Below are 20537 nucleotides of genomic sequence, written 5' to 3'. Positions count from 1 at the left end.
GCCAAACCCTACGTCAAAGACATCGCTGACATCCTCAAGGATAAAACCGTTGACTTTTTTGTTCGTTCCAGTGCAGCATCGGCATTGGGAAATCTGGGAGAGGCAGCCAAACCCTACGTCAAAGACATCCTCGACTTCCTTAAGGATAAAACCGTTAACTCAAGTGTTCGTTCCAGTGCAGCATCGGCATTAATAAATCTGGGGGAGGTAGCCAAACCTTATGTCAAAGACATCGCTCATATTCTTAAGGATAAAACTGTTGACTCAAGTGCTCGTTCCCTTGCAGCTTCGGCATTGGGAAATCTGGGAGAGGCAGCCAAACCCTACGTCAAAGACATCCTCGACTTCCTCAAGGATAAAACCGTTGACTCAAGTGTTCGTTCCCGTGCAGCATCGGCATTGAGAAAGATAGAACAACTCAACCTGAATAATATTGTTGTAATTCTGGATAGCATTTATTACGCAGGTCAATCAGAATTTGCACAGTGGCGATTTTTGACATATTTATTGGGTGATGGCACTGATGAAGTCAAAACAATGCTCACATGGCTGGGTTTTCCTGAGACTAAAACGATTCCTACTTCATTGAGCCACGATCGCGGTGATAAAACTCTCAAAATCTTTGCCCAAGTCTGGGAACCCAGTCGAGATTTTGCACGATTACACGAAGATTTAGCCAAGCAAATTGCTTTAGTTGCCAGAAAAGTCTCTTGGCGACCACAAGATATTGGTATTTTAGAAACTCACTACAATAACCTCAAAAAAGCCGGCTTCAACGAAGCTGATTCGCTGCAATCAGTCATAGTTAACCTCAAAACTTGGCAGTGGTTGTTCAACGCCAGAACTACTATTTTGATTCATGCTGCCTTTTGGCTAGCCCTCATCTTTGCTTACCCCAAGTTTCCCCAAGTTCAAGCCATCTTCTTCTGGAATCCTTGGGTGAGGCGCATTCTCGGTGTCGGCTACGTCGGCTTAATTCTCACCTGGGTTCCCTTTTTCCGGGAAAAGTTATTTGAACCCTTCAAGCCTTCTCTACTAGCTGATGCCGGGTTAGATAATTTTAACCCCGAAGCTTACTTCCCAAACTCTAAAGTGAAAGTTCCCGGTGTAGACGAACCCGTACCAATTACCCAAGTGCTACCTAGCATCAAAGGACAAGTCATCTTGGAAGGTGATTCTGGCTTGGGTAAGTCAATGTTTCTGCGCTATTTGGTAAAAACTTCTGGGCGGCTTGTGGTTTATCTACCTGCACACAAGTGTGACAAAGGGGTAATTGAGGCAATTCAAGCCAAGCTGCACGGACAAGCACAAGATGCTGATTTTCTCAAGAATTTAATTTACAGTGGTGCATTAGATATCTGCATTGACGGACTCAATGAAGTTACCGCCGATACTAGGGCAAAAATCTGTCAGTTTGCGGAAAGCTATTTTCGGGGTAACATCATCATGACCACCCAGGCGCTTGAGTGGACACCACCCTCAACAGCCAAAATATATAAATTGCTCCCCCTTGAAGAACCACAAATTCAGCAATTTCTGATTTCCCGTCAGCCACGACTGCCTAAAAATGCCAAAGTTCAAGGTACTAATTATGAGCAAGCCACTGCTAGTTTTTTAACCAAAGCCCTCAGTAATCAGCAATCACCACAGGAATTAACCGCGATTGAGAAGGTTCTCTCTAATCCAATGGATTTAACTGTGGTAGCCCTGATGCTATCCCAAGGCGAATACCCCGATTTGTTTCACTTACAACAACATCAATATAATTTGATGGCAGCAGAATATTTGCAAGAGTGGAACCAGGAATTTCCCCTGAAAAAATTCTCCGATGCTGTCTATCAAATGCGGCTGAAGGATGAGCAAGCCTTACCTGCGGATGAATTTTACCAGGTATTACAGTCATTGTCAGACGATAAATATAAAATGGTTGTCAGCCGTCAGTGGAAAGACGAAAAAGGCGAAGCCAAGAGAGAATGGTACTTCCGCCACGACAAGATTATGGATTTCTTTTTGGTGCAGAACTTTCTCGGCGAGAGTGAGGAAGCTAAAAACCGTCTCCTTGACCACATGGACGACCCCCGTTTTCGTGGTGTCTACTTTTTACTAGCAACACTACTACCGTTAGATGCAGCGAAAGAACTGAAGGAAAAATTAGTTCAATACGCCGCCGATACCAAAGACCATACTGTGAGTGATACCTTTGTGCAATTGTTGCGACCAAGGGCGTGAGATTAATTCGTAATTGGTAATGGGCTACACGCTGCTACGCTAACGTAATTCGTAATTAAGAAAGAGACTTATAGGCTGAGGGGAAATTTTTGATTTTATTAAAATGAGTCTTTTAGCTCTATTAATGAGCCTTTTAGCTCCATTAATGAGCCTTTTAGCTCCATTAAAGAGCCTTTGAACTCCATTAATGAGCCTTTTAGCTCCATTAAAGAGCCTTTGAACTCCATTAAAGAGCCTTTGAACTCCATTAAAGAGCTTTTTAGCTCCATTAATGAGTCTTTGAACTCCATTAATGAGCCTTTTAGCTCCATTAATGAGCTTTTGAACTCCATTAATGAGCCTTTTAGCTCCATTAATGAGTCTAGCACTAAGGGTAAATTCTTAATTTAATAAAAATCTGACCTTTCACATCATGTAGAAAAGCTAACGCTAAACCTAATCCCTGAGCAAGTTTCCTTACTAGGGAATAGAAGCGAGGTTTTCTAGATAAGAGTGAAAAGTCAGATATTAGAATGATATTATGTCCGCATAGTTAGTTATGATTCCCACAGTCATTGCACCCCACCCCCAACCCCTCCCCGCCTGCGGGGAGGGGAGATAAAGCGCAGGTTTAGCGGGGTGGGGTTCTTTGGGTTTAATAAGCAATCAAGCGGACATGATATGACTGGAATAAAGAGATTGTGTTTGTCCTACTGCCAAGTAGAATAAATGCTCAGTTCACTTGGAACTAAGCTTAATACGTAGGCACAATGATTCTACGTTCCCAGCCGCGATCGCGCTCATAGCGACGGTTATTATCAATGTTGCGAAGGTCATTATCGCGGTCATATCGGCGGTTATTTTCGCGCTCATATCGGCGGTTATTTTCGCGCTCATAACGGCGATGATTTTCACGCTCATAACGGCGATTATTTTCGCGCTCATAGCGGCGATTATTTTCGCGCTCATAGCGGCGGTTATTGTCGCGGTCATGGCGGCGGTTATTGTCGCGGTCATAGCGGCGATCGTCACGAATGTTGCGAAGGTCATTGTGGCGGTCATAATCACCATTTCTGTAGTGACGACTATGACGTTCGTAGTTAGCATCGTTGTTGTGTTCATAGCCGTAGCTATCAAACTCAGCAAGATAAGATGCTGGTGTATTAGCCTCAGCTTTTGGAGAAATAGCCAAAGCTGATGCAGATGCTATCAAGCCAGCCAGCAATATAGAGGTAAAGCGGTTCATAATGTTAGTCAAAAATTATTGACATTAATTTATGCAAGTCCAGTCTGTTTACGAAGAGCAGATTCCACAAGTCTTTAAATCAATCCTATCAGTCTTAAATAACTTGAAAAGTTTTCTTGAGTGCGGTGATTGAGAAAACTTTTGTTGTCTGTGATACTTTATGCTCTTCCAAATCTCATGAAAAGTTAAAATTAAAATGAGTATTTGAACTGGATGAATCCACCTTTGATCTCCGTTAACGAGTCTTTGAACTCCATTAATGAGCCTTTAATAATTAAATACGTTCCGATCGCACCTTCCCAAAACCTGCCAGCTAGACAAAACGCACACTAATTATATATTGGTGTGCGCTTGCGGTTAAATTTTAGAAATTATCAAGGTTAGATTTTAGAAATTCTCGAACTTAGCGATCGCATCTTTCATCTTATCTACCACCTCATCTACAGCTATAACTCCCAATTCTCCAGAGGCGCGGGTACGGATACTTAAGGTGTTAGTTTCCACTTCCTTAGCTCCCACCACAGCCATCACGGGTATTTTTTCTTTCTCTGCATTGCGAATTTGTTTACCCAAGCGATCGCCACTGGTATCAACTTCTGCACGGATGCCTAATGCACGCATCTTCGCCACCACATCTTTCGCAAAGTCTAACTGTGTATCACCCACTGGCAGTAATCTAGCTTGCACTGGCGCTAACCACAAAGGGAAATCACCTGCATATTCTTCAATCAAGATCCCAATTAGCCGTTCTAGCGAACCAAAAGGCGCACGGTGAATCATTACTGGACGTTTGCGAACCCCATCTTCAGCGACGTATTCCAACTCAAAGCGTTCAGGCAAATTGTAATCTACCTGCACAGTTCCTAATTGCCACTCCCGATCTAGGGCATCACTAAAGATAAAGTCAAGTTTTGGCCCATAGAATGCCGCTTCTCCAATCCCTTCAAAGTGTTCCATTCCCAAGGTTTCAACTGCACGGCGAATTGCACCTTCGGCTTTGTCCCAAACTTCATCATTACCGATGTACTTATCGCTAGCAGGATCGCGGAAACTGAGTCTAGCTTTAAAGTTCTTCAGTTGCAGCTTATTGAACACCGACAAAATCAAATCCACCACACTAAGGAATTCGCTATCGAGTTGTTCTGGGGTAACGAACAGGTGAGAATCATCTACAGTAAAGCCGCGCACCCGTGTTAAACCGCCCAATTCCCCTGATTGTTCGTAGCGGTAAACAGTACCAAATTCCGCCAGTCGCATCGGTAGTTCCCGATAAGAGCGCAACTCACTCTTATATATTTGGATATGGAAGGGGCAATTCATCGGCTTCATCACGAAGCCCTGTTCCTGTGCAGCAGCTTCCTGATCGTCTGCCATTAAGGGGAACATATCTTCTTTATACTTCTGCCAATGTCCAGAAGTTTTAAATAAATCTACTCTGGCAATGTGGGGTGTTACTACAGATAAGTAACCCCGTTTTACCTGTTCTTGCTTGAGGAAATCTTCTAAAGTACTCCGCAACAAAGTGCCTTTGGGTGTCCACAAAGGTAAACCCGGCCCTACTAGATCGGAAAATATAAATAATCCCAGTTCCTTACCCAGTTTCCGGTGATCTCGCCGTAGCGCTTCTTCTTTGCGTCGCTTATATTCAGCGAGTTGTTCTGGACTTTCCCAAGCGGTGGCGTAGATGCGTTGTAATTGGGCTTTAGTTTCATCCCCACGCCAATAAGCACCAGCAACGCTTTCTAGTTCAACTGCTTTCGGGTTTAATTCACTAGTATTTTCCAGATGAGGCCCTGCGCACAAATCCCACCATTCATTCCCCAGATGGTAAATTGTGATTGGTTCCTCTTTGATATCTCCCAGGATTTCTAGCTTGTAAGGTTCATTAATTCCTTGAATCCGGCGTTCGGCTTCTTCGCGGCTGACTTCTTCCCGAATTACTGGCAATTTGCGATTGATAATCTTCGCCATCTCTTTCTTGATGGCTTTGAGATCGTTTTCGCTAAATGGTTCTGGACTGTCGAAGTCGTAGTAAAAACCGTTTTCTATCCAAGGGCCGATTGTAACTTGCGCCTTGGGAAACAGCTTTTGTACCGCCATTGCCATAACATGGGAAGCAGTGTGGCGAATCTTTTTTAAGTTCTCCGATTCGCTGGTACGCGGTAAATAGATTTTTTCAACTTGTTCTGACTGTTGTGACTGATTTGATGAATTTGGCGACATTGGCTGCTGAACCGTTGGCGAGGTGATTACAAAAGGTGATTTATCTGAATCTGTAGGCTTATTCAACTATAACGACTTTGGTTAATTAGTCATTTGTCATTTGTCCGTTGTCATTTGTCCGTTACGAATAACTAATGACTAATGACTAATGATTAATGACTAATAGCTAATGACTTTGCGTAGCGGTTTGATTCTGAGTCCTGAATTCTTCTTCAATCCAAAAATAAAGATAAATTTTTGATTTGTTACCTGAGTTTCAAATTCAGGATTGCCCGCGTAGGCGTAGCCCGTCGTAGACATCGCTAAATTATCTTATGAATTGCAACTCGCTGTCATATATGCCTATAGATGCCTGTCCAAAGGCACTGTACAAACCAGAGATCGAGACTATATAATAAATTTTGTGCCCTTTGTTACAAAATTTTACATTAAGTAATTATGAGAGAAATCTAAAAAGTATTAAGAAACGTAAATAACGTTAATATTAGTAAGCAAGTTTGAAATATCCCTCTTATTTATGTCAGACTCAAATTTACCAGGGCCTGAGTTGTTTAAAACGGTTTTAGATCCGCTGCTGGAAGATTTTCAGCATTGGTTTACGCGATCGCGCCATTTACTCGAAACTGAGGAACTCTCATTTATGAGTCACCAAGAGCAATCTGACTTGCTCTTGCGGGTTAAGCAAGCTCAGGATGAACTAAATACGGCGAAGATGCTATTTAATGCAACTGATAAACAAGTCGGAATTGATATGGCAACGTTAATGCCTTGGCATGAATTAGTAACAGAATGCTGGAATGTCGCAATGCGCTTTCGTCAAGGACGTGAAGTCTAAGCGCGCTAAATTTCGGCAGACAACTTAGCGATGTCTCAAGACTTACCAAGGAAGCGTCTACGCAAGATGGTAAATCAGTCTTAAAAAAATAGTAGAAAATTCTTAACAATTTCTTAACATTAACTGGATTAGCAAAATAATGTATCCTATGCTACCGTAAGTGGAATAACGGTTGACAAATAGCTTCATATAAATGTAAGCGCCTGAAAAGTGCGTAGAATATTCGTCTTAACTGTGAGTACAGTATCGGCGAAACAAAGCGTTACAAAATAAAGTTTTAAAAATTGCTGTTCTGGAGGAAAATCCAATGTTACATCTGCTTTACATTCTTGCTTTTACAATCCTTGCATTTATAGCTGTTGGCAACTTAATCCGTAACCTGATTATGTTCAGTTTCGATCGGGAGCGAACTTACCCAACGAATTCCTCGCCAATGAATAACCAACGTAACTCTGGTTATTATTCATCAAAAAAACAGTTTGTACCCCATCCAGAGTTGTTAGATAACGCAGGGAATTTAATTAAAGAGCCACTTTTGATAATGCGTTCAATTAACGTTGAAGATGCGCGTCAACATCTCGATGCACTTTACGAAGCATCCCCAGGACATAAAAGAGATAATTCAGAAGAAGCATAATGTAGAGACGCGATTAATCGCGTCTGTTAGCAATTTGGGTGTAAATGGTTGTTGTTTTTACATCCTTAATTTTTTTTAGTAGAAATTTATTAGCATTTTTGAATTTGAGGCGATCGCATCGTTAGCCTGAAACGGCATGGTGTGAGTGATAAGATAATTCCTGAAGCACTCAGCGAAGCAACTAGGTAGTAGTTTTCAATACTGTGGCGCAGTCAGCACTTAAACAAAGCAAGGTTCTGGCACAGAGCAAAATGTAGCTCCTAATTATAACTGTATAACATCTTATTTGAGCATATATACGGAATATCCGGTAAAGATAAGGTATGGGAATAGAGGGAAACTTCAAACAAATATCCACACCTCTTTTAGAGATAGCGAAACAAGATTTGTATGTGTTGGACTTGTATCTTCATGCAAAAGAAGCCCTAGAAACCGGAGCAGTTCAACATCTACCTACCTACTTAAAAAAAAAGGAATAAATGATAACTTGGACGCTCTTATTGCTGAAGAGCAATGGAAAATTGGAAGACTAGATATTGATTCATATTGGCACGCAATTCACTACTTGCTAACTGAGGACATATCTCCGTGGGAAGAATGTCAGATACCTTTTATTGTTGCCCGAAAAAAGGAAAATAACCGATCGTTAATCAATGCGGTGATGGGCAGAACCTCAATTGAAGGAACAAAAGGTAGTTTCAAAGATTTCGGGCCTGTAAAATATCTTGTTCCCTCAGAAACTCAGCAAATCTCCGAAGCGCTGCTTCAAATTTCCGAAAAAGAGTTTGCTAAGAGATATGAAGAAGCTTGTGTGCTGAATCCAGATGTTTACAGAACATTATGGGATGAGGAAGTAGATGAATATTGGTATATCTTTCAGTGTATTTTAGAGTACTACAGAATAGCTGCTGAAGAAACCAGAGGTATGCTACTCTATCTCGGTTGTTTTTACGGGGTTGATTTCATGTGGGAAATGCAAGAGTAATGTCGCAGGCTAAAAATTCGATTGAAACGGACTGAAAGAAACCTCTAGAGTTGATGCAAAAGTTATCTGTGGTTGCTCAATTTTAACATTATGTCACTGAGCGATCGCACCCATCATAAAATAGGGAGTGGATAATTCACCACCCCCTACTCTCTTTCTAAGCTTCAATAACTACTCGAAGATTACCCCGTTTTTTAGCAACGCGACAAGCAGTCGTAGTCCCAGAACGCTCGAATTCCAAATCGAGGATGGTGGGGCCTACTTGTAAATTATGAAATGACAAGCGATTAATCGATTCTGGCAAAGCGGGGTCGATGATTCGCAAGCAGTTATTTTGAGCATCAGGCACTAAGTTGACCATCATTTGCAGTAGTTGGAAAATACTACCCGTAGCCCAAGCTTGGGGAGTGCAAGCAACCGGATACTGCACAGGAGCATTATCACCGTTCCGTTCGTAGCCGCAGAAAAGTTCTGGAGGACGTTGATAGGGTTGCTGCTGAGTCATGTCAAATAAACCTTGGAATATTTCTAAAGCTTGATCGATAAGACCGAGCGATCGCAATCCCATTGCAATCAGAGCGTTATCATGGGGCCAAACCGAACCAATGTGATAACCCATCGGATTATAAGCGGGTGACAAACTACTTAGAGTCCGAATGCCCCAACCATTAAACATATCTGGTGCCCGCAACCGTTCTGCAACACTATGAGCTTTTTCGTCTGTGAAAAGTCCCAAATGCAGACAATGACCGGGATTTGAGGTAATACTGTCTACTGGCTTACCTTCTCCATCCAAAGCCAGGGCGCAGAAATCTTGATCTTCTACCCAAAAATCTTGATTAAACCGAACCTTAAGATTTCTGGCCTCTTCTTGCCAACGATCTGCCAAATCAAGCCGCTTTTTCATCCTAGCTATTTCTGCTAGGCGTATTTTTGCAGCATAAACGTAAGCTTGTACCTCACACAGAGCAATTGGGCCGTTGGCTAATTCTCCCTTGCGGTCTACAATACAGTCGCCAGAATCTTTCCAACCTTGGTTAACAAGACCGCGTTTGGATCTACGGAAGTAGCTGAGGTAAGTGGTTTCTTTGGTATTGCGATCGATCCACTCCATTGCCGCTAGAGCATTGGGCCAAAGTTGCTCTAAGAGTTCTCGATCGTGAGTCCAAGCATAATGTTCGGCATAGAGCAGCAGCCACAAGGGAGTGGCATCAACTGTACCGTAGTAAGGTGTATGGGGAATTTCTTCACAACGAGCCATTTCTCCCAAACGTAACTCGTGCAAAATCTTACCCGGTTCTTCTTCGCGCCATTCGTCGTCAATTTTACCTTGGTATGTTGCCAGTAATATCAGAGTTTCCTTGGCGATTTGCGAGTTTAACATCAGGCTTTGAGAAGCTGTAATCAACGAATCTCGCCCAAATAATGTCGAAAACCAAGGTACTCCAGCGGAAACAGTCTTATGCTTACCAAAAGACTGGCGCAACAAATACATATCTTGTTCAGCCCGCTCAATCACTCGATTGAAGGTACTTTTATCTGAGCTAATGCGGGTAATTTGTTGTACCCAGTGCTGCTCCTCCATCCACTCAGCAGCTTTCGCCTGTCCTAAAGTGGTGGCGGCGCTCACGGTTGAACTGGACTGGTTGTTTCTCAACATATTCACTCGGTAGCCCAGCTTTTGAGTTTCGTGAGAAGCCAACTCTAGCTGCCAAACCGCAGTGTAACCCTTGAAATTGTCTGGTTGCCGATGCTGGAATAAAATTCGGGATTCCATCACCGAGCCATCCAGGCCTTGATAGGCGAGTGTTAAGGATTCTTCTCTATAGGCAGATGGCTCTTTAGGTACAGGTGCAACACCATCGACGCGATCGGATGTTCCTTCCTCAGTCGTCGGTTCTACTAGGCGTAAAAGCCGACCTCGTTTTTCTCTGTCATAGCCACGGACTTCAAATAAATCAACAAAATCCGCATCAAAACTGATACTTAGTTCAAAATTGACAGTGGTTGTGCTGTAGTTAGATACTTCTATTTCTTCAAATAACGCTCCATTCAGCACGATTTCCCGGCGAATTCCGATAGTCTCGGCTTTTAGGCGTTCGTCGATTCTGGGATTGGTACACAAAACTGAGAGTGCAAAACCTTTTTCGGCAGTACTACTGAGGAGTACAGGCGATCGCCCTTCAATTTGCAACTCCAAGCGATTGAGAAATCTCGTATCACAACAAAACAGTCCCAGACTGAGATTACCATCGTTGAGGGAACAGCCAGAAATATTACCGATAGTATCTGTCACAAAAAATAAATCATCATCTTTAACCGTTAGTGTCGGTTGCGATCTTTCAGCCACAACACAAGGCCACTCCGGAATCGGTAATTGTTCGGCAGGAATAAAAGTTTTTCCATCCAGAAAAATTTTTTCTGGGGTGATTAGCGTATCCGGTGTCATTAGACAAAGTTCCGTGTACAGGTCTATATTTTTGTGGTCTTTTGAGTATAAGTCTCTTCCCCAAGAGGCAGAAGGAAAGAATAAATACCTTTTGCTTTGAGACAGAGCAACTAAATTTATTTAGGTCGATAAAAGAAAGATTTGTGTCTCGACACATAGTTTAAACAAAAAACAGCGTATTGTAGAGAGACACAAGATTTTAAATAATCTTTGATATTTGATTAGACTAATTTATGATAATTAATTGATTAAGTTTAATCAACATTAGTGATTAAGTTATGTAAATATCGCAGTCATGATTTTTGGCTAAGAAAACTTATTTAGCAAGCAGAAATCAACGTCGGCGAAGTAGGCAATGTCTACGACAGGCGATTTTGCCAACGCATGGACTAGAAATCGAGCGTCCGTGGTTATTAGCGAACACAGTAGTTAAAACCATACAATAATTAATGTTTTAGTACTTATTCCTGAAAAAATTTACCTGTACAAGCAAAAGCATCAGTTGCCCTGAATGTATATTGGGCGTAATAGGTTGTCAATCAGCAAATCAAGTGTACCCACGCCCCTTATTTGGTAACAAAGTGTTGCGACTAGCTTTGGCGAAAAGCGCTTTTTAGCGTTCTTTACATATTGCAACTATCTATTTAACTTGAGAGTCCCTTGGAATTTGTACAATGCAGCTGTGACGTGGATCTGATCGAGGTTGAGCGTTTAACAATAATTCATGAGCATTTCGACTTCTGTGCTGAGTGATCTGCTAAAGTCCCTACCCAACTTGCGGCCCCAGCTATATTTTAAGGCTTCACTAACGGCGCTCTCCCACGCGATGGAAGATCAAGTTTTGGCTGCGACTTTAGCGAAACCCCTTGTAATTGCTAGTTTCCAGCGAGAGCGATTCTACCGCCAAGAAGCTCATCGCTACCTGCGACTTGCCTTGCGGAGTAACCAAATATACGTATTAGCTGCTCCAGAAACGGATTTCGCCAACAGTTCGGAACACTACGAAAAGATAGCTTTTGAGGCAACGGATGGCTTAAGTCAGGAGTGGCATTTGGTAGTGATTGCTGACAATTATGCTACTTGTCTGGTTTGCCGAGAAAACCTTGGTTCTCTTGCCAAAAATAACCAACTACCGGAACTAAGCCCTAATTTGGATATAGACACAGCCCGAAGATTTGAGGGAATTTGGACATCAGAAAGGGGAGTTAGCCTGAAAGCCGCTGAATTGTTGTTAGATCGGGTTTTGGTTTACAGACCAGAACTGACAAGTAAAATTCAACAGGCACGTCAGAGGTTTGGCATTGGCGAACCGCGAAACTACTTTGGAGCCGAACAAGTAAACGAGTATGCCTGTGACATTGATACAGATCCCTTTGTGCAGCGCTTAGTAACTTATTTGCAAGCTAGTCAGTACAAATTGCACAAAGCTTACCGTTCTATTGCTGCTCAAGCACGAAAAGAGCGATTAGTCAACTCAATTAGTACTGCGATTCGGCGATCGCTCGATCCTCATGAAGTTCTCCAGGTGGCGGCACAAGAATTAGGGCAACACCTAGAAGCTTGTCGCTGTTTAATTTACCGCGCTCAAGCTACGGATAGCCAAGCGATAATTGAACACGAGTTTTTGACTCCCGGTATTTTATCTGTTTGCGGACAAACCTGGGAGTTAGAGAAAAATTCCCTATTTCGGGACATTGTGGAACAAGGTGAAGGTGTTTGTGTCAGCGATACGCTCAGTGACCCCCGCGTTACCAAATCGCCAGGACTTTCCACGATCGCCAAAAAGTTTGCCATTCGTTCTTGGCTGATGGAACCAGTTTTCTATCAGGGGCGATTATTGGGGATTGTGGAGTTACATTACTGCCGAATGCCACCCCACGAGTGCCAACCTGGAGAATTGGATTTGGTAGAAGCGATCGCTACCCAAGTAGGAGCAGCTCTCATCCAAGCGGAAGCTTACGCTAATCTAGAAGAACTTAACCAGCAGCTAGAAGCCCTAGACCGCACCCGCAGCAACCTCATAGCCATCACTGGACACGAACTGCGTACTCCCCTATCCACAATTCAAGTGTGTCTGGAAAGTCTTGCTAGTGAGCCGGATATGCCCTTGGAGTTGCAGCAGGTCATGCTCAACACTGCTCTTTCCGACTCGGAACGGATGCGAAAACTGGTACAAGATTTCCTCACACTTTCCAACTTGGAAAGCGGCCGGGTGGAATGGCATCCAGAATCCCTCAGCTTACAAGAATGTGTCGATTTAGCACTCAGCCGAAATCGCACGCGTTCCTCAACGGAAAAGCTGCCCCAAATCAAGACTCAAATTGCCGAAAATCTACCTTTAGTAAGAGCTGACGGTGATTGGCTAGTCGAGGTGCTGGCAAAACTTATGGACAATGCTTTGAAATTTACGCCGCCCCAAGGAGAAATCACGATTAAAGCGATTTACAACAGCCGTCAAATGGTCGAAGTGACTGTAGCTGACACTGGACGCGGCATTGAACCAAATCGTTTAGAAGTAGTTTTTGACCGCTTCTATCAAGAAGAAGGAGCGCTGCGCCGCACCACTGGCGGGACTGGACTTGGTTTAGCAATTTGCCGTCAAATTGTTAATGGCTGGGGTGGGAAAATTTGGGCAGAGTCAGCTGGCAAAGACCAGGGCAGTCAGTTTCACTTCACTATCCCAATTGTTCGGAGTAGCCAAGAGGAAAAGCGGACAAAAGTCAAGAGTAAATAGATATTTAGTCCTTTGTCATTAGTCATTGGGCATGGGGCATGGGGCATGGGGCATGGGGCATTGGTTTTTAACAAATGACAAAGGACAAATGACAAATGACAAAGAACAAATGACTAAAAACTGTTACAGTCTATGACGCGATCGCAATATGATCCTGGTTGCGATGTTAGGATTCCCTAAAAACGTTGAGAGAACAGACTTTATGGCAGAAACACTCTCTGGACAAACCCCGCTATTTGCTGGCAGCACTGGTGGCTTGCTCAACAAAGCAGCAGTTGAAGAAAAGTACGCGATCACTTGGACTAGCCCGAAAGAGCAAGTTTTTGAATTGCCTACAGGTGGTGCTGCTGTTATGCGCAAAGGTGAAAACCTGCTGTATATAGCTCGTAAAGAATATGGCATCTTTTTGGGCGGTCAGCAACTTCGTAAACTCAAAATCACAGATTACAAAGTTTACCGGGTTTTACCCAACGGAGAAACCACTTTACTTCACCCAGCTGATGGTAACTTCCCTGAAAAGGTAACTGAAGGTCGTGACAAAGTGCGTTATGTAGACCGTCGTATCGGACAAAACCCCAGCCCCTCTAAAGTTAAGTTTAGCGGTGTTACTACCTACGACGCTCCGTAAGTAGCTGTTAGTCGCTAATGGGTAATTAGTAATGGGTAATTGGTAAATAAAAACCCATTACCCATTACCAATTACCAATTACCTTTGAAAAATAATGATGTTTCCGGATTTCTCCCAGTTTTCCACCCTAGCGCAACAAGGCAACTTCGTCCCTGTATATCAAGAATGGGTAGCGGACTTAGATACGCCCGTATCTGCTTGGTATAAAGTCTGTGCAGGTCAGCCTTATAGCTTTTTGTTGGAATCCATCGAAGGTGGGGAAAAACTGGGACGCTATAGTTTAGTTGGTTGCGATCCGGTGTGGGTTTTGGAAGCAAGGGGCGATCGCACGACTCAGAAAAACCGCGATGGTTCGCAGGTGGTTTTTGCTGGCGACCCTTTTACAGCTTTAGCCGAATGTTTAGCACCTTATCACCCAGTAAAATTACCACAGTTACCGCCGGGAATTGGCGGTTTATTTGGGTTTTGGGGCTATGAATTGATTCAGTGGATTGAGCCGCGTGTGCCCATTTATCCACCAGATGAGCGGAATATCCCTGATGGGTTGTGGATGCAAGTAGACCACTTGTTGATTTTTGACCAGGTGAAGCGGAAAATTTGGGCGATCGCTTATGCTGATTTACGCGACCCGAATGTAGATTTGAAAGCAGCATATCAACAAGCGGGCGATCGCGTCACCCAAATGCTCGAAAAGCTATCTTTGCCCCTATCGCCAGAAAAAACTCGATTGGAATGGAATCCGCCTGCGAGCAGAGGAGCAGAGGAGCATACTTCGACTGCGCTCAGTAACCAGGGGAGCAGAGAAGCAGAGGAGTATCAGAGTAATTTTACCCGCCCTGATTTTTGTGCCAGCGTTGAGAAGGCGAAAGATTACATTAAAGCAGGTGATATTTTTCAAGTAGTAATTTCCCAGCGACTATCAACAACATACACAGGCGATCCTTTTGCCCTTTATCGGTCGCTACGTCAGATAAATCCTTCGCCTTACATGGCTTACTTTAACTTCCAAGATTGGCAAATCATCGGTTCCAGTCCAGAAGTGATGGTGAAAGCCGAAAGCGATTCTGATGGTGGAGTAATAGCAACGGTACGCCCAATTGCTGGGACGCGTCCGCGAGGTAAAACTACTCAGGAAGATGCAGCCTTGGCTCAAGATTTACTCCAAGACCCCAAGGAAATTGCCGAACACGTGATGCTTGTCGATTTAGGGCGGAATGATTTGGGGCGTGTTTGTCAAAGTGGTAGCGTCAAAGTCGATGAATTAATGATGGTTGAACGCTACTCCCATGTAATGCACATTGTTAGCAATGTTGTGGGTAAATTAGCTATTGGTAAAACAGCATGGGATTTACTGAAAGCTTCCTTCCCAGCAGGTACGGTAAGCGGCGCACCCAAGATTAGAGCGATGGAAATTATCCACGAGTTAGAGTCTAGTCGTCGTGGTGTTTATTCCGGTGTGTATGGGTATTACGATTTTGAAGGACAATTAAATACTGCGATCGCAATTCGCACAATGGTAGTACACGATCGTACTGTCAGCGTACAAGCCGGTGCAGGTTTGGTAGCTGATTCTGAGCCAGAAAAAGAATACGAAGAGACGCTCAATAAAGCTAGAGGTCTATTAGAAGCTATTCGTTGTTTGCGTTGAAATGAGGACTGAAGAAGGGAATAGAATACGGGTTAGAGGGTAGAGATTATTACCTGTCACCTGTAAACTCTCCTTTAACCCCAATCCTTTTTACTACTTGTATGGTTTCTCTTGCATACAATTAATTGCACACTGGTTTTTGTTGCTTAATTGTAAAACCGGGCTTGATATAAGTACAGTAACAGTTCGATCTGCGGTATGAGCATCCAGACCAGACTTTAAAAGTTGATGTACCAATACTCTTCTATTTTGAATTACATAGGTTTTACTTTGAACAGCAAGATGTTTGGAGACAATTTGTGCTACTTCTAAGCCCACGTATCCACAATACCGCGACAAATTAGGAAGCTTTATAAATCCAATCAACATCAAACTTTTTCCAAAGCTAAATAGAATTTTTAAACTTATTGAAAATTTCAAATAAGTCCTGGTAAGCTAAACCACATCTAGTTTGCATAATCTGAAATTGTACATTTCTTGTGGGGTGGGCGTCTCGCCCGCCCAATATATGCAACTTTTATGTGGAACAGCTTATCCAGATCCAAGACCTCTGTTGAAGTTACTACACACTAGAAATGAACAAACTTACTCATCCTAATTAGTTGAAGTAAATCGCCCAAAGAATTCCAGTTACTTTAATGGCAATTAAAAGGTTAGTGAAAAATCTGTCGAACTCAATTTATTCTCCCAATCCTTTGTCATCTTGACCAGCAGTAAAAAATAATTACCAGACTTGATTGACATTGATAGTCTCAAAGTTGTTGAAATCATGTCTAAAAACAACGGGTTCAATTAAATCCTTTTTGGGATAATCAAAATCAGTTTTCATAAGTAAGTTTGACTCTAAATTGCTTTATTCGTCAAGTAAAGAAAATTAAGAAATCTCAAAGTGTCTTCTTTAAAGGCTGGTTAGCCATCCAAGCAAACCGTGTCCGGTGATAACTTCTACAGCTATAAGTGAAACAAAAGCAATCATTGCCAAACGCCCATTAACTTTTTCAGCATATTTGGTGAATCCTATCCGTGGAATTTCATCAACATAAACTTTGGGTTCAATTGCAAATCTGTTGAATTTACTGCGTTCGTTAATGCTAAAGCCTTTACTTGCCATTTTTGACTCTTTGTTTTTGCTTTCTGTAAAGGAATATTCAATATTGTAAATATTTTTTGCAAATACTTGAGATAAAAATAAAAGTAGTAATCACCGTACTAAGTGAGTAGGGTATTTCGGATGTGTACGAGAACTAGGCAATAGACCTCTTGCAAAAGTCCCTAACACCCCTCCCCTCCCGAAGAGCCTACGGTGTATACACAAGTCGGAAAAAGCTCGATTTTCCCATTGTTCTCTCACTTCTCGTTCCCAGTCGGAGACTGGGAACGAGGAAAGTCTTATTAAGGCTAGGTTTTTAAGACTTGTGTATACACCGTAGGCTCTTCGGGAGGGGATGACAAAGCGTAGCTTTGGCGGGGTGGGGTTCTTTCTTATTTTTGATTTATGCAAGAGGTCTAATGTCTACGACAGGTGGTTCCTGAGTGCAGCCGTACTCCTTCAAAGAAGGGTTACACCTACGCTCTTGGAGGGGAATTCATACAAAAGTACCAATTGCATGAAATTAAACATCAGGAAAACTTATTTTTTAGATAAACAGAAATTATCAATATATAACTGAGAAAGTATTGCTTATTTGTAACGAAATTGTTATGTTTCTTTACATAAAGATACACAAACAGCATTAATGCGTTAAACCACGGTTAATCAAGGCTTTTTAAATAACCATGCAGTTGAGCCTGCAATGTGCTTTGCCAAGTATCTAAACTCAACGGCAACATCATCACTATGCCTTTATTAGAGCTATCTATGTCTACAACAGGCTTTCTAGTGATGTCAAAACTATTGAGTGCCTTTATTAACACTTAAACGCATTTCTCATCGGTTTTTGCACATTTGATTTTTCACATTCGGTAGAACTGTAATTTTCTTTTTGGAATTTCTGCTATGTCTTTTACCATCCAGTCGGCTCAAAGTATTTTTCCCGGCACCCTAGTTGCTGACGTTGTTCCAACCGTCGTCGAATCATTCTCTAAGCTCAATGCTGAAGATCAACTAGCATTACTTTGGTTTGCTTATACCGAGATGGGTAGAAGTATCACAGTTGCGGCTCCTGGAGCAGCAAACATGATCCTTGCACAAGGCTTACTCGAACAAATTAAGCAGATGCCTTTTGAGGCTCAAACGCAAGTCATGTACGATTTGGCTAACCGTGCTGATACTCCTCTGTGCCGTTCTTATGCATCCTTCACGGTGAATATCAAGTTGGGCTTTTGGTATCAGTTAGGAGAATGGATGGCTCAGGGAATCGTTGCTCCAATCCCACCAGGTTACAAGCTTTCTTCTAAAGCTGCCGATGTGTTACAAGCCATCCGCAATGCAGATTCAGGTCAACAAATTACCATCTTACGTAATACCGTAATTAGCATGGGATTCGATCCGAATGCTCCTGGTAGTTACAAAAAAGTCTTAGAGCCGGTAGCTCCTCCCACTGCACCAGCATTTCGGACTAAAGTCACCATTGAGGGCATCAACAATCCTACGGTACTTGGCTATATCAACAACATGAATGCCAATGACTTTGATGCTGCGGTTTCTCTGTTTACCTCCGAAGGTGCTTTGCAACCTCCCTTTGAAAGACCAATTGTTGGTCAAGACGCAATTCGCGCTTATATGCGTGAAGAATGTCAGGGATTGAAGATGCTCCCAGAGCGGGGTGTATCTGAGCCTGTGGAAGATGGCTATACCCAAGTTAAAGTTACAGGCAAAGTCCAAACCCCTTGGTTCGGTGCCAGCGTGGGCATGAATATTGCATGGCGCTTTTTGCTAGATCCCCAAGGCAAAATCTTCTTTGTAGCGATTGACTTGTTGGCTTCTCCAAAAGAACTGCTGAACCTAGTACGTAAATAGAGGGCTAGATTAGTTGCTGCTTAAGCGTGGATAAGGCGTAGCCCGTCGTAGACATCGCCACGCTTAAGCAAAAGAAAGTTATAGCGCTTTATTTGGTATTTTGATGTTGCGATCGCTATTGAAAACAACCGATTTTATCAAGAAAGGCAGGAGGCAGAGGGCAGTTCTTGCTTGAGCAAAACTGCCCAGTTGTTGAGCGTAGTCGAAACACTGTTTCCTACGTGACCAAAGGGAACTCTTTACTTGTTTATATTTAAATAACAATATATCTTTGGATAGAGTAATAATTTATTCATCTACCAAGGGTAATAGATTATCAATGACTTTTTTCAATTCCTCTGAGCCGCTCCTGCGTGAAAAACAGCAAGAGCTAGATTTTCAAGATATTCAAGGTCTAGTCTGTCTCAACTACCAAATTGGAAATTTCACTCTCTTTTCCAAGTTTTATACTCGCGTCGATCAAGCATTTATTCTCTGGGGACTAATTTCATCTGGAATTTTCGTAACCGCCCAGTTTCTACCCATTAGCTGGAGTAGCCAAGCAATTTTGTGGTCAGTGCTTACCTTATTCGGTGCAGTTGGCATGGTAAGTTTAACTTGGTTTTGGGCAACTGTAGAACAGCTACGCTGGGTTGTTTATAACTGGGCGATTTTAATCTTAATGGGTTTAATCTTGACCGATCTGAGCATTTTTTTGGGATGGGGAGAGGTGTTGATCCGTTTGTGTCCACTGTGGTTAGGATTAAGTGCGATCGGCTACTTTTGCACCGGGGTAGGAATGCGTTCGCGCACATTTATTTTGATGGGGTTTATTCATTTGCTGGGAATTTTAGTTTTGCCATACTGCGGTGTTATGCAGTTTCTCTCAACGGGGCTAATTATGACCGTTAGTTTACTGTTACTAGCAGAATTACAATGGGATATGCAATCTTCAAGTGATTACAGCCAATTAACACCACAACAAAAGCAGTTTAACCAAGCACAGTCCCAACGGCGTCAAATGACTAACTAAAGTTATAAAGAATTAAAATCTTACTTTAGACAAGTTTATATAAACAATATAGCTATATCTCTTGACTAGGTGGTGTTTATACTTGAGAGAGAGAGGTTTTCACCCAACTGTTAGCTATTCTAGTTTATGAAAACAAACAACACTGTATGGGTGTTATGCCGCTGTGGCCCAGTATCAAACATCGAAGGAGAGCGATCGCAGATGTTTGAACAGTGTAAATTAAATACGTTGACGGTGTGGAGTTTTTGTCGCTTCCTCCACCTTGTTATCACCAAGGGAAGGTTAAATTCTTTATCAGAGCGGTCTGAGGTGATAAACGTCTTGTGTTTTTTAGATTACAACTTAATTTTGACACTCCAATCTTCTTAGTTCATTTTGAGCTAAGGAGATTTGACTATCACGACTAGTGTAACTATTTGTTAGTTGGCGTTTGTGTGTCAAAATATTCACGCCAACGACTAATTTGATTATCCTTAAAATCTACAACAATTACGTCATCAGCTTTATTACGACGACCTGTTGCCTTTTCTGTATCTTCGTAGTACCACTCTACTGCTGCCTGATTTGCTCCTGCCTGATTTGCTCCAATGATAATCCGGTGGATGTATATTTTAACATCTGAATATTGTTCTTTAAAATTGGCAAGTCCTTCTCGAATTCTTTCTTGCCCCCGCCAGCATTGACCAGGCACGATTAGTTCTCCATCAATCGTAAACAATTGTGCAATAGCGTCAACATCTTGAGCAACCCATGCATCTTTAGCTTTTTCTATTAATATCTGGATATCTTGTTGGTTCATAGACTGACTGGCAACTAAAGGTGTGCTAAAAGTTAAGCTAACAAATATAGTTCCTAACACTAGCCATTGAGATAACCAAAGCATCTAAATTTTTCTACCTTCTAAAGTATCAAGCTTATAGAGCATTAGTAACATTTAACCAGAAGTTGTTTGGATTGCGATCGCTCTTGCTAA

At 42.4% G+C, this 20537-nt stretch carries 18 protein-coding genes and 2 pseudogenes; 12 read left to right on the top strand and 8 right to left on the bottom strand.

Features of this window, described 5'->3' with window-relative positions:
• Positions 1–2229, top strand: a pseudogene (locus tag RMX89_RS18410) (PBS lyase); the annotation flags it as partial.
• Between the two features lie 98 nt (positions 2230–2327).
• Here RMX89_RS18410 and RMX89_RS18405 read toward each other — a convergent pair.
• The 3 genes from RMX89_RS18405 to thrS all read right to left on the bottom strand — a co-directional run bounded on the left by RMX89_RS18405 (position 2328) and on the right by thrS (position 5677).
• Positions 2328–2597, bottom strand: coding sequence for a hypothetical protein (locus tag RMX89_RS18405; RefSeq protein WP_322689942.1), 270 nt, complete (start codon positions 2595–2597; stop codon positions 2328–2330).
• Between the two features lie 365 nt (positions 2598–2962).
• Positions 2963–3454 carry a hypothetical protein gene (locus RMX89_RS18400; protein ID WP_322689941.1) on the bottom strand — a complete coding sequence of 164 codons (492 nt, stop codon included), beginning with the start codon at positions 3452–3454 and terminating at the stop codon, positions 2963–2965.
• 387 nt (positions 3455–3841) lie between these two features.
• The gene (gene thrS, locus RMX89_RS18395; protein WP_322689957.1) at positions 3842–5677 is read right to left on the bottom strand and encodes a threonine--tRNA ligase; all 1836 of its coding nucleotides are present in this window, start codon (positions 5675–5677) and stop codon (positions 3842–3844) included.
• A gap of 517 nt (positions 5678–6194) precedes the next feature.
• Between thrS and RMX89_RS18390 the strand changes: the two genes are divergently transcribed.
• The 4 genes from RMX89_RS18390 (at position 6195) to RMX89_RS18375 (ending at position 8134) form a co-directional block, all read left to right on the top strand.
• On the top strand, positions 6195–6512 hold the full coding sequence (locus RMX89_RS18390; protein ID WP_322672930.1) for a DUF2605 domain-containing protein: 318 nt from the start codon (positions 6195–6197) through the stop codon (positions 6510–6512).
• Between the two features lie 307 nt (positions 6513–6819).
• A complete protein-coding gene (locus RMX89_RS18385) occupies positions 6820–7149 on the top strand; it encodes a DUF2973 domain-containing protein (RefSeq protein ID WP_322689940.1) in 330 nt (109 codons plus the stop codon).
• Positions 7150–7472: 323 nt separating this feature from the next.
• Positions 7473–7628 (top strand): hypothetical protein, encoded by a 156-nt coding sequence (locus RMX89_RS18380; RefSeq protein ID WP_322689939.1) that lies wholly within the window; start codon positions 7473–7475, stop codon positions 7626–7628.
• A gap of 8 nt (positions 7629–7636) precedes the next feature.
• Entirely contained in the window at positions 7637–8134 is a 498-nt protein-coding gene (locus RMX89_RS18375; protein ID WP_322689938.1) for a DUF1877 family protein, read from the top strand.
• 157 nt (positions 8135–8291) lie between these two features.
• Here the strand turns inward: RMX89_RS18375 and RMX89_RS18370 are convergent, their stop codons facing one another.
• Positions 8292–10583 (bottom strand): amylo-alpha-1,6-glucosidase, encoded by a 2292-nt coding sequence (locus RMX89_RS18370; protein WP_322672939.1) that lies wholly within the window; start codon positions 10581–10583, stop codon positions 8292–8294.
• Positions 10584–10885: 302 nt separating this feature from the next.
• Between RMX89_RS18370 and RMX89_RS18365 the strand changes: the two genes are divergently transcribed.
• The 4 genes from RMX89_RS18365 to trpE all read left to right on the top strand — a co-directional run bounded on the left by RMX89_RS18365 (position 10886) and on the right by trpE (position 15593).
• Positions 10886–11029, top strand: coding sequence for a hypothetical protein (locus RMX89_RS18365; RefSeq protein WP_322689937.1), 144 nt, complete (start codon positions 10886–10888; stop codon positions 11027–11029).
• Positions 11030–11307: 278 nt separating this feature from the next.
• Positions 11308–13317, top strand: coding sequence for a DICT sensory domain-containing protein (locus RMX89_RS18360; protein ID WP_322689936.1), 2010 nt, complete (start codon positions 11308–11310; stop codon positions 13315–13317).
• Between the two features lie 202 nt (positions 13318–13519).
• Entirely contained in the window at positions 13520–13945 is a 426-nt protein-coding gene (locus RMX89_RS18355; protein WP_322682183.1) for a photosystem I reaction center subunit II, read from the top strand.
• Positions 13946–14039: 94 nt separating this feature from the next.
• Positions 14040–15593: an anthranilate synthase component I gene (gene trpE, locus RMX89_RS18350; RefSeq protein ID WP_322689935.1), complete on the top strand. Its 1554-nt coding sequence runs from the start codon at positions 14040–14042 to the stop codon at positions 15591–15593.
• 598 nt (positions 15594–16191) lie between these two features.
• On the opposite strand, the pseudogene RMX89_RS18345 reads toward trpE, so the two are convergent.
• From RMX89_RS18345 to RMX89_RS18335, 3 genes and pseudogenes are all read right to left on the bottom strand, one after another.
• A pseudogene (locus tag RMX89_RS18345) lies at positions 16192–16422 on the bottom strand (hypothetical protein).
• A 69-nt stretch (positions 16423–16491) separates the two neighbouring features.
• On the bottom strand, positions 16492–16704 hold the full coding sequence (locus RMX89_RS18340) for a chlorophyll a/b-binding protein (protein WP_322689934.1): 213 nt from the start codon (positions 16702–16704) through the stop codon (positions 16492–16494).
• 641 nt (positions 16705–17345) lie between these two features.
• A complete protein-coding gene (locus RMX89_RS18335; RefSeq protein WP_322689933.1) occupies positions 17346–17507 on the bottom strand; it encodes a hypothetical protein in 162 nt (53 codons plus the stop codon).
• A gap of 82 nt (positions 17508–17589) precedes the next feature.
• On the opposite strand from RMX89_RS18335, the gene RMX89_RS18330 reads away from it, so the two are divergent.
• The 3 genes from RMX89_RS18330 (at position 17590) to RMX89_RS18320 (ending at position 19933) form a co-directional block, all read left to right on the top strand.
• Positions 17590–18552 (top strand): orange carotenoid protein N-terminal domain-containing protein, encoded by a 963-nt coding sequence (locus tag RMX89_RS18330; RefSeq protein WP_322689932.1) that lies wholly within the window; start codon positions 17590–17592, stop codon positions 18550–18552.
• 319 nt (positions 18553–18871) lie between these two features.
• On the top strand, positions 18872–19564 hold the full coding sequence (locus RMX89_RS18325; protein ID WP_322682179.1) for a hypothetical protein: 693 nt from the start codon (positions 18872–18874) through the stop codon (positions 19562–19564).
• Between the two features lie 126 nt (positions 19565–19690).
• The gene (locus tag RMX89_RS18320) at positions 19691–19933 is read left to right on the top strand and encodes a hypothetical protein (RefSeq protein ID WP_322682178.1); all 243 of its coding nucleotides are present in this window, start codon (positions 19691–19693) and stop codon (positions 19931–19933) included.
• Positions 19934–19976: 43 nt separating this feature from the next.
• Here the strand turns inward: RMX89_RS18320 and RMX89_RS18315 are convergent, their stop codons facing one another.
• Positions 19977–20447: an SgcJ/EcaC family oxidoreductase gene (locus RMX89_RS18315; protein WP_322689931.1), complete on the bottom strand. Its 471-nt coding sequence runs from the start codon at positions 20445–20447 to the stop codon at positions 19977–19979.
• Between the last annotated feature and the right edge of the window lie 90 nt (positions 20448–20537).

The sequence above is a fragment of the Nostoc sp. DedSLP04 genome (genome assembly GCF_034530775.1).
Lineage (GTDB): Bacteria > Cyanobacteriota > Cyanobacteriia > Cyanobacteriales > Nostocaceae > Nostoc.
The sequence above is the reverse complement of the archived record's forward strand: the minus strand, read 5'-3'. Positions and strand labels throughout refer to the sequence as shown.